The sequence below is a fragment of the Paraburkholderia xenovorans LB400 genome (assembly GCF_000013645.1).
Classification (GTDB): domain Bacteria; phylum Pseudomonadota; class Gammaproteobacteria; order Burkholderiales; family Burkholderiaceae; genus Paraburkholderia; species Paraburkholderia xenovorans.
Genome location: NC_007952.1, coordinates 1198034 through 1210323 on the forward strand (window position 1 = coordinate 1198034; position 12290 = coordinate 1210323).

The 12290-nt window shown below is 60.2% G+C and carries 11 protein-coding genes; 2 read left to right on the plus strand and 9 right to left on the minus strand.

Annotation, left to right across the window (positions count from 1 at the left end):
• Nucleotides 1-3: 3 nt before the first annotated feature.
• From BXE_RS27310 to BXE_RS27320, 3 genes are read right to left on the minus strand one after another with little or no spacing between them, the layout of a single operon-like run.
• Nucleotides 4-942, minus strand: coding sequence for an ABC transporter permease (locus BXE_RS27310; protein ID WP_011491363.1), 939 nt, complete (start codon nt 940-942; stop codon nt 4-6).
• Between the two features lie 43 nt (nt 943-985).
• Entirely contained in the window at nt 986-2470 is a 1485-nt protein-coding gene (locus BXE_RS27315) for an aldehyde dehydrogenase (protein WP_011491364.1), read from the minus strand.
• A gap of 43 nt (nt 2471-2513) precedes the next feature.
• Complete coding sequence (locus BXE_RS27320; RefSeq protein WP_011491365.1) at nt 2514-3494, minus strand: aldo/keto reductase; 981 nt, start codon at nt 3492-3494, stop codon at nt 2514-2516.
• Between the two features lie 88 nt (nt 3495-3582).
• Between BXE_RS27320 and BXE_RS27325 the strand changes: the two genes are divergently transcribed.
• Both BXE_RS27325 and BXE_RS27330 read left to right on the plus strand, forming a co-directional pair.
• Nucleotides 3583-4368, plus strand: coding sequence for an alpha/beta fold hydrolase (locus BXE_RS27325; RefSeq protein ID WP_040124860.1), 786 nt, complete (start codon nt 3583-3585; stop codon nt 4366-4368).
• Between the two features lie 111 nt (nt 4369-4479).
• Nucleotides 4480-5199 carry a GntR family transcriptional regulator gene (locus tag BXE_RS27330; protein WP_011491367.1) on the plus strand — a complete coding sequence of 240 codons (720 nt, stop codon included), beginning with the start codon at nt 4480-4482 and terminating at the stop codon, nt 5197-5199.
• An 8-nt stretch (nt 5200-5207) separates the two neighbouring features.
• Here BXE_RS27330 and BXE_RS27335 read toward each other — a convergent pair whose 3' ends face one another.
• The 6 genes from BXE_RS27335 to BXE_RS27360 all read right to left on the minus strand — a co-directional run bounded on the left by BXE_RS27335 (nt 5208) and on the right by BXE_RS27360 (nt 12023).
• Complete coding sequence (locus BXE_RS27335) at nt 5208-5801, minus strand: amino acid synthesis family protein (protein ID WP_011491368.1); 594 nt, start codon at nt 5799-5801, stop codon at nt 5208-5210.
• Complete coding sequence (locus tag BXE_RS27340; protein WP_011491369.1) at nt 5801-6214, minus strand: carboxymuconolactone decarboxylase family protein; 414 nt, start codon at nt 6212-6214, stop codon at nt 5801-5803. Before BXE_RS27340 ends, BXE_RS27335 begins: the two co-directional genes overlap by 1 nt.
• A gap of 39 nt (nt 6215-6253) precedes the next feature.
• Nucleotides 6254-6994 carry a hypothetical protein gene (locus BXE_RS27345; protein WP_148223008.1) on the minus strand — a complete coding sequence of 247 codons (741 nt, stop codon included), beginning with the start codon at nt 6992-6994 and terminating at the stop codon, nt 6254-6256.
• Nucleotides 6995-7083: 89 nt separating this feature from the next.
• Nucleotides 7084-8838 (minus strand): hypothetical protein, encoded by a 1755-nt coding sequence (locus tag BXE_RS27350; protein WP_148223009.1) that lies wholly within the window; start codon nt 8836-8838, stop codon nt 7084-7086.
• Nucleotides 8839-8984: 146 nt separating this feature from the next.
• Complete coding sequence (locus BXE_RS27355) at nt 8985-10160, minus strand: porin (protein WP_011491372.1); 1176 nt, start codon at nt 10158-10160, stop codon at nt 8985-8987.
• Between the two features lie 249 nt (nt 10161-10409).
• Nucleotides 10410-12023 (minus strand): ABC transporter substrate-binding protein, encoded by a 1614-nt coding sequence (locus BXE_RS27360; RefSeq protein WP_148223010.1) that lies wholly within the window; start codon nt 12021-12023, stop codon nt 10410-10412.
• Between the last annotated feature and the right edge of the window lie 267 nt (nt 12024-12290).

Here is a 12290-nt window from a genome sequence, read left to right on the forward strand (position 1 = left end):
CTCCTAATTCAGCCGGATTTGCGGATTGATCAACGTGTAAAGCAGGTCGGCCAGCAGGTTCATCAGAATGACCGCGACGATGATGAACATGCCGACCGCGAGCATCACCGGGTAATCGCGTGACAGGATCGCGGTGACGAAGAGCTTGCCGATGCCGGGCATCGAAAAAAGCGTCTCGGTCACGACAGCGCCGCCCATCAACTGCCCCAGGCTAATGCCGATGTACGTGATGACCGGCAGCACTGAGTTGGGCAGGATATGGCGGAATGAGACCTGGTGAGCCGAAAGTCCTTTCGCGCGCGCCACGCGGACAAATAGCCGTTCACGCACGGCCTGATACTCGGCACGGTAGACGAGTGTGAATGCGCCGAAGTAATAGGCGGCGAGCGTGACGGTCGGCAGTATCAGGTGTTCGAGGTGGTCCCACAGACCGCGATCCCACGGCACCCAGCCGACCGAAGGCAGCCAGCCGAGCCGCACGGAAAAGATGAAAATCGCCACCATCCCAAGCATGAAGTTCGGCACGGTCATGCCGATGATGCTGAGCACCGTCACGACCGGACGAATCGCGCGTTCGCCCCACGTAAGGCTGTTCAGCCCCACCGAAACGACGGTCGCGAGCAGGATCGACAGCACGGCCAGTTCAACCGTCACGGGCAGCGAGCGGATCATCATTTCCGACACCGTCTGATGCGTGGTGTAAGAGCGCCCCAGGTCGCCCGTCAACGCGTGACCGACCCAGGTGAGGTACTGCACGACCACCGGTCGATCGAAACCCATCTGATGGCTCAGATCGGCAATGGCTTGCGGCGTGGCATCCTGTCCGAGCATCAGCGCGGCCGGATTGCCGAAAAATACCGCAGTGCTGAAAAACAGCAGTACGGTCACGAAAACAAGATTGGGGGCGGCCCAGACCAGCCGGCGGCCGATTACTGTCAACATCGAATGCTTCCTCTTTCAGGACTCAACGGCGCGAGTCGTGGGTTCATCGCATCACGAACGGATCCGCAACGGCTTCGCCGCCGACCTCGATCATGACGGCCTTCGTCTCAGTGTAGTCCTTGAGCGCATCGATACCTGCTTCGCGTCCGTAGCCGCTTTGCTTGAATCCGCCGAAAGGAACGTTGACGCCGGTAACGCGGTACGTGTTGATCCAGAGACGCCCCGCGTTGACCACGCGCGCCGTGCGCATGGCGCGGGCAAAGTCGCGGCTGAAAATGCCGCCGGCGAATGCGTACTTGCTGTCGTTGGCGAGGGCGACCGCTTCGTCGTCGTCGCGGAATTTGAGCACGCTCAACACGGGGCCGAACAGTTCTTCCTGCACGATCGGATAGTCGCTACGATCACACAATGCAATAGTGGGCTCGAAGCATTGGTTGAACGGTAACCCGCCAATACGCTTTCCGCCGCTGACAACACGCGCACCCTGTTCCACCGAGCTGGCCAGCAGCGTCTCGATCCGGTCCACCTGGCGTGCGGTGGCAAGCGGCCCCATGTTGGTGGCCGCATCAAACGGATCACCAACGCGGATCGTTTTGCAACGCTCGACAAGCCGTTCAACGAGAACGTCGTGAATCGATTCGTGTGCAAGCAGACGCGAGCCCGCCGCACAACTCTGTCCGCTGGCGCCGAAAATGCCCGCCACGATACCGTTCACACAACTGTCGAGATCCGCGTCGTCGAACACGATGACCGGCGACTTGCCGCCGAGTTCGAGCGACAGCTTCGCGATGTTGTGCGCCGAGTTGGGGATGAGGCGCCGCGCAGTATCTGCGCCGCCCGTAAAGGCGATGCGCCGGACGAGAGGGTGGCTCGTCAGCGTGATCGCGCACGGATTGGCGCCGCCCGATACGAAGTTGATGACGCCCGGCGGGAAGCCCACTTCGTGAACGAGCTTTGCAAGCGTGAGCAGCGGTGTAGATGCGTCTTCGGACGCTTTGACGACGATCGTATTGCCCGTGGCGAGTGCCGGCGCAATCTTGTAGGCCGACAGTTGCAGTTGTGAATTCCACGGAATGATAGCTGCCACGACGCCGACCGGTTCGTGCAGGACCAGATTCAGCATGCTGGCGCCCGACGGTGGAATATCGCCTTGCAGCTTATCGGCCAGCCCCGCGAAATACGTGTACGCGCGGGCCGTGTGTCCGGCCTGCCAGGTGGTCTCCTTCAGCAGCTTGCCGGTGTCCTGCGTTTCGACGTAGCCGAGGCGTTCCTTGTGTTCGACGAGCTTGTCGGCGAGCTTTTGCAGCAGTACCGCGCGCTCGGTCGGCGTCATCTTCGGCCACGGACCGCTCGTGAACGCGCGGTGCGCGGCTTCGACCGCGCGATTGACGTCGGCAGCCGTCGCATCGGGAACCTTCGCCCAGACGCTCCCGCTCCAGGGGTTGATGCTGTCGAGCGTGCGGCCGCCTTCGGCCTGTACGAACTCGCCGTCGATATACATCGAGAAAACTTCGACTTGATCTGCCATGAGATGCCTCGGTAAAGGTGTGCGGGTAACCGCGCGGATCGCGTTAGTGGCTCTTCGCGCCGAGCGGTCGGGTCTCGTACGTGGCGCGTAGCGCCGTGTCGTCGTCGTCGTCGAGCCTGAGTTTCAGTGCGTCGACAGCGCTTTTCACGTGAGCGGTTTGCGTCGCACCGAAAATCGGCGACGTGATGCCCGGCTGGCGCAGCGCCCAGGCAAGCGCGACCTGGCTCGGTTCGCAGTCGTGCTTCGCGGCGATGCGGGCGACGCATTCGAATACCGCGTAATCCGCCGGCCGGTGATAGTGCTTGTGCGTGTAATCGTCAGTCTGGTGGCGGACGGTGGACATCGACGGATCGCGCCGGTCGGCGCTGAGAAATCCGCGTGCAAGCGGGCTGAACGGAATCAGTGCGATTTCATATTCGCGGCAGAAAGGCATCAGTTCGCGTTCGGCCTCACGGTGGCAGACGTTGTACTCGCACTGCATCGACGCGAACGCCGAGCGTCCGCTACGCTGCGCAATGTTCACGCACTGCACGAACGCCCAGGCTGGCATGGTCGTCGCGCCGACGTAACGGACTTTGCCGCTACGCACCAGTTCGTCGAACGCGATCACCAGTTCCTCGAGATCCGTCTCAGGCTGCCAGATATGCGTTTGAAGCAAGTCGATGTAATCCGTTTTCAGGCGGCGAAGCGATGCTTCAACGGCCGAAAAAATATGCTTGCGTGAGTAGCCGCGTGCATTGGGATGCGTGCCCATCGGATTGCCGAGTTTGGTTGCGAGCACCATCTGATCACGCGGTGCGCAGTCCCACAACGTGTTGCCAATAATGGTCTCGCTCGCGCCGGCCGAATAAAAATCGCAGGTGTCCACGAAGTTGATGCCGGCGTCCACCGCCGTGCGCACGATGTCCCAGGCGTCATTCTCCGCCAGCACCCACTTTCTCCATGCGGGGTCTCCGAACCCCATTGCGCCCAATCCAATTCGCGAGACACGCAGGCTCGAACGCCCAAATCGCACGTATTCCATTCGCCAACTCCTCCGATTCCTTTCGTCGATCTAGCCGAAACGTTTTTTGTCCGATAACATCTCGTATACCATCAGATATGAAGGAGCGATGCAAGTGGAAAAATATGTTTCGGCAGACGGCCTGGAGCTGCGCTATACAATTCAGGGAGCCGGTCCCTACGTGACCCTCGTACATGGCATTGGAGCGGATCACTCGAGCTGGGATGTGATCGCGCAGGCGCTCGAGCCGTTCTTTACGGTGGTGCGGCCGGACCTGCGAGGACATGGTCAATCCAGCAGGATGACCCGCTGTTCGCTGGACGATTTCGTCAGCGACATCGACCGCTTGCTGGATGCGGTGAAGATCGACAAAACGCACCTGGTCGGCTTTTCGCTGGGAGGCCTGATCTCCCAGAAATATGCAATCGAACATGCGCAAAGGCTGAACCGGCTGGTCCTCATCAGTTCGGTGGCCGAGCGTACGGATCAGGAGCGGGAGCGGGTACTGAAACGCGCGGATCAGATCGATCGGGACGGGATTGCGTCGGTCGTCTCCGCGGCGGAGGACCGCTGGTTCACGCCGGCTTTCAAGGCCGCCAATCCGGACCGGGTAGCGTTCCGGTTGCAACAGCTGATCGCGAACGACCACCGCTCGTATGCAGCCGCTTACCGCGTTTTCGCTGAGGCGGACCGCGGCATGGCCTTCGAGCGCATCCAGGCGCCGACGCTCGTTACGACGGGGGAAAACGACTCGGGGTCCTCTCCGCGAATGTCACGCCTGCTGCATGAGAAAATACGGAATTCGAAGCTGTCTATCCTTCCGGAACTGCGGCACAGCGTGCTGATGGAAGCCCCGGATACCATCGCCGACATGCTCCTCGAATTCTTGCGGTAGAACGCGCTGAAGCACGGGCTGATGCAAGGGCTGATCCACAGCCCTGCACGGCCCGGCGTGGTAAGAGACGCAAACTGATTCGCTTAAATTTTTTAAATCAAGGTGGGAACAATGACAGAAGACGCAATCGCCGCCCAGGAACTGGGCCTGAGCGTCACCAAGAACGAGACGATCCGGATGAAGACGCTTAACGTGTTGCGCGAAGCGATCATTGCCGGACGCCTTGCTCCCGGTCAGAAGCTGATCGAACGCGATCTTTGCGAACAGACCGGCGTGAGCCGGAGCAGCATACGTGAAGCACTACGCAACCTCGAATCCGAGCGCCTGGTTGAAAGTCTCGACACCAAAGGCGTGGTGGTAGCGACCCTCACTCCGGAGATTGCACTGGAGATCTACGAGGTTCGCGCGGCGTTGGACTCCGAAGCCGCCTTGCATTTTGCGGAGCGCGCTACCGAAGCGGAGATTGGCGCGCTTGAAGAGACGGTCAACAAGCTGAAGAGCATGCCGGTGGAACACGACGAAGCGTTTCTCGACGCCTCGAATCGCTTCTACGCGATCATCTACGAAGGCGCTCGAAACGAGACTGCGAAACACGTCATGCAGTTGCTCGGCGCGCGCATCACGCTTTTGCGGGCCACGACGACACGCCGCTCTCCGGTCGAGCGCCGGCATGGCACCGTAGACCTGATGAGCAAAATCTTTCGCGCGCTTAAAAAACGCGATGGCGAAGCGGCGGCGCTCGTGGTGCGGGCGCTGATCAACCGCTCCGCGCAGTCCGCCACTGCGCTGTTGCGCGAGGAGCAGTCGGGCTCGGGCGCCCCTCGCGGCTAAGGCGCAGATCAGGCGGCGGCTTCTTCCCGGGCGATCTCTTCCATGTCCTGATTGCGGTCGCCGATGCGAGCGTGCGGACGTCCGCCGCTCGACGCACCGAGCACGATCACGATTTCGTCCGGATTCGGCGCATCAGGAATCGAAAATTCGAGCGTGATGAAATGCGATCGCGCCGCGCCATTGTGGATGTGTTTGATCGGCACCTGAATCGACGTGCCCATGCCGCCGCGTTTATTCGTGAAGGACAGGAAGCTTTCCGCCGAAACGGCATTCCGGTAGTGGTTGCCGAAACGCAGATTGTGGATGACGGCCGAGGCGTGTTCGATCTCGCCCGCACCGCCCACGACGGCGCTCTTCCCGTATGCCTCGATCGCCTCCGGGCCGCCGCATTCTTCGAGCATGCGAGCCACCATGACCTTGCCGAGCTCGCCACACCCGTCGCGTTGCTCGGGCGACAGGTCTTCGACGAAGCCGCGGCCAAACCACGGATTGCGAATCACGGCTGCGACGCCGACAAGCGTGACCGGACGCGCGAGCGCCTTGTCACCTTCTACCAACGTGGTCTCCTTGAAGACTACGATTTTCCGGATGTTGAACGGCATCATTGTTCCCTGATTGAAGATGAATCGATGGAAGGCGCGGCATTCTGCTCGGCGAGAACTTTCCGCGCGACGCGGAAACAATCGACGCCGACCGGAATGCCGCAATACACCGCTATCTGAATGAGCGCGGCCCGCAACTGTTCATGGCTCACGCCGTTTTTCAAGGCGCCGCGGACATGCAACTCGAACTCATGCATTTTTCCCAGCGCCGCAATCATTCCCAGATTGAGCAGACTGCGCTCGCGCGGTACGAGGGTTGGGTCGCCCCAGCATTCGCCCCAGCAGTACTCCGTGACGAGTTCCTGGAAGGGACGGTTGAAAGCGTCGGCGTTGCGCAGGGATTGATCGACATACTCGTTGCCGAGCACGTCCCGTCTGCGTTGCTCGCCGACGGCGAAGCGTTCAGTGTCCATGCATCTGCTCCTGTTTGATGTTCGGGATCATGGCGCGCGTCACGCGGCCGGGCTGGGCGCGCTGAAACCCGCCTGCATGCGCGAGCGTTCCGACGATGGTGCCCACGTACGGGTCTCGAGCTCGTACAGAAATTTCAGGTCCCCGGTCGCAATCATCACGCCGTTCGAGTAAGCGGCCTGCAGCGCGCCCTCGACGTCCGTCCAGACGACGCCCGTTGTCTGACCCGCGTAGCCGCGCAGTTCATTTCCTGCCCGATGCACGACCCCGAGCAGATCGATCGATGCGCCGTCGTTATCGAGTGACGCGCCGGAGCGCGGCGGTTCGATATCGGTGCCTGTCAATTGGCCAAGCAGGTCGAACCATGCGTCATCGCCGCCGTGCGCCACACCGCTGACCGATTCCAGGCCGGATCCGGTACCTGCATAGTAGTGCCAGGCGCGGTGTCCGGACTCGCCCGGCATGATCGCGAGCACCCCGACGCCCCTTCTGGCGGCGAGCGTACAGGCGCCGGACAAGCCAAGGCGGTCGGAGGCGTCATTGATGCGGATCTGGACGGGCTGATTGCCGTGTTTGGCCAGACCGGTCAACAGGTCGATCGCGCGAGTGCCGACGTCAAGGAGCGATCTCCCGGACGCTTCGATAATTCCGCCGCCGGTATTTGCCGGGGTGAATCGCGGCGCGGCGGCCTTGAACGTGGCGATCAGCGACGCTTCATCGCGCCGCAGCGCCGAGACGCATCCGCCTTCCAGCACTTCGGAGAAGGCCAGCACCTTGGCCATCCGTTCGACAGCGCCGGCGGGACAACCCAGTGCGCGCAGACTCCACCACGCCACGCGAATGATTTCCGACATGGCAGCCGACGTTTGTTTCATGAGAGCACCTCTGCCTGCAATTCGGGTTCGAGCGGATATCGCCAGTCGCGGGTCGTGCCTCGTGCAATTTCCGCGGGCAATGGAGCGCCCTGGAAGAACACGCCTCGCACGTAGCGGATGCTGAGCGGCGTCGAGCATTCAATACCCAGCGAAGCAAGAAAGAAACGAATCAACTGAGCGGGGATGAAGTCTTTGTGGATCAGGTTGTCGCGGATTTCCGCATACGGTAGATCGGCCAGGTACTGAACGCGCGAGACGGCAACTTCCAGATCCGGATGGTCGAACATCAACTCGCCGACCAATGCGTCGTCCGCGTAACTGGCCGCGACGCAGCAAAGACGCTGCACGATGCCGATATGATCGACGAACGATTCGAATTCCTCGTGGGGATCGATGATGCGTTCGCCCCGCCGTTGTTCGCCGTTGTCGGCGGAGTGATACCAGAAGTGTTGCCGTGTCTGCGATTGCAGTGTGTCGTAGCGGAGCGCCCAACTGTAGTGCTCGCGCAAAAGCCGCCTGAGACCGGCGATCGTCATTTCCGGCTGAACGTCGCGTTCACGAGTCGCGCCGGCGAAAAGGTAGTCGGAGAAGCGATCGGCGACCACCGGATAGAGGTCGATAAGCAGGGAATTCAGCTGTTCCTGCGTTTCCTGATCGAAGCGGACGGCGGCGCGCGCCAGGTCGTCCCACAGTTCGAATCCTGGCGACTGTTCCAGCCACTTCGAGATGTCGCGCAGATTGGCGGCAATGACCTTGTTCGATACCACGTAGTCTTCGGTTGGTACAGCCACGGTGTCGCAATACGCTGCAACACGCTTGAGCAGGTCTTTCAGGTGTGCAGTGGTAGCTTCGTCGACCGGCATGGATCGAGCGTAGGCGAGCGCTGCTTCGCGAACGGTGAGCCAGGTCGACACCCAGTGCGGCCAACGCTGCAATGCAACGCACATGCCTTGGCCGGAGGAGTTCCCGACAGCGAGGTAGCCGGCGATTTCGTCGGACAGTCTCGCGGCGTTCGGATTGCGTGCTTTGGCAATCGCATTGACGAGGTCGATCGACACCTGCCGCACCATGTACAGGCCAAAGAGATCGGCGAAGAACGGATGACGCAGGGGATGGCCCGCGGAAATGCCAGGATACGAAATCGAACCGTTCCGGCCACTGCCCTGAAAGCCGCCATTGCGCAGCAGATAAGCCGATGCGCTGCCGATAAGCCCGGGTTCCGGCTGATGTCCCGCTGCAAGTGCTTCGACGACGTGATCGAAAATGCGAGCGCTGCGGTTCGCCGGTGTCCAGCCGAGCACTGCCGAATCCGTGCGCATCGTTTCGACGTTCTTCAGGTCGAAGGTGGCGAATTCCTGTTCGATCCGTTCAGCACCCGGTACGCCCAGGAAAAGGGCGCCGAACATGTCCCGATTCGCACCATCAGAACGACGTCCAACCTTTTCCTTCCCGTCCCACTCATAGGCGCGCGCAATATAGGTGAATTCGGTTCCGTTCGCATTGATGCGGTACTCAAGCCGCCCTTGGCCATTGGCATCGCATTCGCACGATACCAATGTAATACGCCAACGCTCCTCGATCATGCGGCGCGCGAGTACATACGCAAAGCTCACGCGTGACGCTTTCATGCTGCCCATGACAGGGGCCGTCATGATCTGCTCCGCAGGCCTTATGTAGCTGACCATCCGTTCGACCGCTTCGGCGCCAGCCAACTCCGTCGCGGCGTCCCTCAGGAAGGGAGGTAAGTCCATCGGCATTGCAATCCTCTTGGTGTTCCGGATCAAAGTTTATGTCTTCTAGTATACCATCTGATGCTCTGCGACCAAAACGGTTTTTGTGCGGGAAGCCGCGGACGATCCGCAGCTTCCCGCCTGACAGTCGCCGTTCGACAGCGACTTCAGAACCTGTGACGGATGCCTCCAACGGCCACCAGTTGGCGATTGGACGTGGATGCCGTCGCAAATGCGATTTGCGCGACCGCGTCGGCGCCCGTCGAGTCGTGGCCGGACGCAACCTGATAGACGCCCACGAGGTAGAGATCCGTACGCTTGGACACGTTGTAATCGAGGCCGAGGTCGACCTGGTTGTAACGGGCGCCAGATCGTCCGCCCAGGCTTCCGCCAGCGGTATAGGAGTAGGCGGCGCCAAGTTGCAAGGCCGGCGTGAGCATGTATTTCGCGTTGGCTTCGATCACGTTGAACACAGCGGTTCCGCGCAGGCGGGCGCCAGTCAGCCCGCTTACCGTTGTCGTGCCGAGGTCGTTGAACGACGTGTGGCTGTAGACGAGGCCGAACGTCGCGCTGCCGAGCTTGTAGTTCGCTCCGACCGCGGCCACGTCTTGCGAGCCTGCCGTAGCGAGGCCGGAAATCACGGGCCCGGACATATTGGATGCTGTCGTGCTGTCGTTGGCCTTATTGCCCCACAGTGAGAAGTTGGGATTCCTGACATCGGTGTACTCGGCGGCGAGCACAAACGGACCGTAGGTGTAGCCGGCGCCGACTGAATAGATCTGATTGCGCGAGAAACTGCCTGCCACGCCGCCAAACGAGTACAGCGCACCGAATGAAAATCCGCTGAAAGACGGCGATTTGTATTTCACCGCGTTATTGACGCGGTACGTGCCGTCCAGATTGTCGAGATCTGCCGGATGTGCGCCATAACCAGCGCCGCCGAGCGCCCATTGCGGCGAAGCAGTCAGGCTGCCGACGTAGTCATAGCCGGTCGGGTACTGCCGGCCGAAAGTCAGCTGGCCCCATGTCGGCGCGGCAAGTCCGACATAGACCTGTCGTCCGAAGATATCGCCGTTCTGCCCCAGTGCTCCGGTGGAGGAATTGAAGCCTCCTTCCAGGTTGAATATCGCACTCAGGCCGCCCCCGAGATCTTCGGAGCCCCTGAGGCCCCAGCGGCTGCCCGATTCGCTACCGCTGACAAGGCCGTACTGACGGGCTCCGTGAGCGTTTGTGTTGATCATGAAGCCTTCGTCAACAATGCCGTATAACGTGACGCTGCTTTGCGCCAGCGCTGCGCCAGAGGAGCTTGCGAGAACGATTGCGGCCAAGGCGGTCTTCTTCATTTTTGACACCATTCAGTGGGATGAATCTGGGTTAAAGGTTTTTCGGCAGTTTATTGATACGTATACCTAACTAAGTAAGATGCGCTACTTTCTTTGGAGGCGGTGCGGCGGAACATCAACTTCTAACTACTTGATATTGATTTGTAATACTTATTAAAAGGGAAAAATTTGTCGTAACGACATGATTTTTCCGGCGGCCACGAGGGCCGCCGTGTTTCATACGGATCTGCCGGGCGGTCTGTCGGGGATTCAGGTCGCCGATTTCCACATGTTCCGGAACCGCGGTATCTCGTCGGGTAACCAGACGTGGTTGTGAACGTTGGTACGCATCGCGGCATATTCGAGCGAGAAAAAGAGCGGTACGTAAGGGAGATCACGCGTCACGATCGCTTCGATCTGACCGTACGCGGCTTTCCGTTCAGACTGGTCTGCCGAGTTGCGCGCGACTTCCAGCAATCTGTCGACTTCCGGATTCTTGTATTTCGTGCTGTTCTGGGCGCCTGTGCTGCCGAACAACAACGGAAAGAGGCCATCAGGATCGGGGCGCTGTGCCCAACGCATAGGGGTGAAGTTGACCAATCCTTGTGAAACCCGTGGATACCAGTCGCTCTGTGCGATCGGGTCCAGTCGGACGGTGATCCCGACCGCTTTCAACTGCTCCTGCACCAGTTGGTTTATCTGCTGCAGAAGCATGATCTGCGGCGTAGACAGTCCGACGCTCAGATTGGTTACGCCGGCCTGTGCCAGTAGCGCTTTGGCTTTGGCGGGATCGTACGGATAAGAGTGAACCGAAGGATCGAACCACCACGTTCCCGGCGGCGCAATCGAATCGGAAATCGGAACCTTGCCGTTCATCAGGATTTCGACCATACGCTTCCGGTCGATTGCGTGCGCAACGGCTTGACGGACCAGCGGATTGTTGAACGGCGGACGGTCGATCTGCCATTGGAGCGCATACCAGCGGCTCGCCGGCCCTGGATCGAGGACGATGCCGGGCTGCTTCTCGATCGGCCGGATATCGATCGGTGAGAGCGCCGAGATGTAATCGACTTCGCCCGTTCTGAGACGTTGCATGGCGACGATCGGATTGGACGTGTCGCTCAGGACGATACGATCGAGGTAAGGCTTTCCCGGTTCCCAATAGTGAGGGTTCTTTTCGACGGTCAACGAATTGCCCGGAATCCACTCCTTGAAAACGAACGGGCCGGTACCGACCGGGTGTGTGCCGAAATCCTTACCGTACTTGCGCATGGCCGCGGGCGATGCCATGAACCCCTCGCGCTGGGCGAGCATGCCAAGAAGCGCGGGGCTGGGCGACTTGAGGTTCAACGTCACCGTAGCAGGATCGTTCACCTGAACGTTATCGACAATGAGTGCAAGTTGTGGCCGCAGCGGTGAACTGACGGCCGGGTCGAGCCGCATGTCGATATTCGTCTTGACGGCGGCAGCGTCGAACGGTGTTCCGTCGTGAAAGACGACGCCCTTGCGCAGGTGCAGAACGAGGCGTTTGCCGCCGCCCAGGATCTCCCAGCGCTCGGCGAGCTCGGGTCCGATCGACGCGTCCGGGTTGATCGAAAGAAGCGTGTTGTAGATGAGGTAGAGCGGCTGTCTCTCGGAGAAATTGACCGAGAACGTCGGATCCAGCGTCTTCGTATCCGACGTAAATGCTACCCGCAAGGTGCCTCCAGCGACCGGCTTGCCGGTTGTATCAACAGCAGCCCGGCTGGCAGGGGACAACAGCATCCCTGCAGTAGCAGCGCTGGCCGCTGCCAGAAATTCACGACGACGCATCAGTTGGCTCCTCAGTTTGATTCGATTCAAATTCTTGGGATGTAGAATGATAGTATTCTGTCGGACAATCAATGGAAAAAAAATAAATGTGTTCCCTGGTAGGGGTGTGTCTGATGGCGTGTGATTGGGGTAGTCGGATTCCGGGGGGGGCAGGTCAGAGCGGTTTGTTGTACTTTGCTGCAGAGGGTGCTGGCGGTGGGTTGGGCGTATCGATCACAATGCCCTAGCGGAAGTCCAGCTTGTCGGACTGTATCCAGATAGATATCCAAACCTATCTTCATCCTTTCACTACTCGCAGTCCTCATCGCATTCGGGCAGCGTCAACAGCACAGTCGGTTC

Coding starts and splice junctions, on each gene's coding strand:
- BXE_RS27310 (WP_011491363.1), bottom strand. CDS start 942: ATGTTGACAGTAATCGGCCGCCGGCTGGTCTGGGCCGCCCCCAATCTT.
- BXE_RS27315 (WP_011491364.1), bottom strand. CDS start 2,470: ATGGCAGATCAAGTCGAAGTTTTCTCGATGTATATCGACGGCGAGTTC.
- BXE_RS27320 (WP_011491365.1), bottom strand. CDS start 3,494: ATGGAATACGTGCGATTTGGGCGTTCGAGCCTGCGTGTCTCGCGAATT.
- BXE_RS27325 (WP_040124860.1), top strand. CDS start 3,583: ATGCAAGTGGAAAAATATGTTTCGGCAGACGGCCTGGAGCTGCGCTAT.
- BXE_RS27330 (WP_011491367.1), top strand. CDS start 4,480: ATGACAGAAGACGCAATCGCCGCCCAGGAACTGGGCCTGAGCGTCACC.
- BXE_RS27335 (WP_011491368.1), bottom strand. CDS start 5,801: ATGCCGTTCAACATCCGGAAAATCGTAGTCTTCAAGGAGACCACGTTG.
- BXE_RS27340 (WP_011491369.1), bottom strand. CDS start 6,214: ATGGACACTGAACGCTTCGCCGTCGGCGAGCAACGCAGACGGGACGTG.
- BXE_RS27345 (WP_148223008.1), bottom strand. CDS start 6,994: ATGGCCAAGGTGCTGGCCTTCTCCGAAGTGCTGGAAGGCGGATGCGTC.
- BXE_RS27350 (WP_148223009.1), bottom strand. CDS start 8,838: ATGGACTTACCTCCCTTCCTGAGGGACGCCGCGACGGAGTTGGCTGGC.
- BXE_RS27355 (WP_011491372.1), bottom strand. CDS start 10,160: ATGAAGAAGACCGCCTTGGCCGCAATCGTTCTCGCAAGCTCCTCTGGC.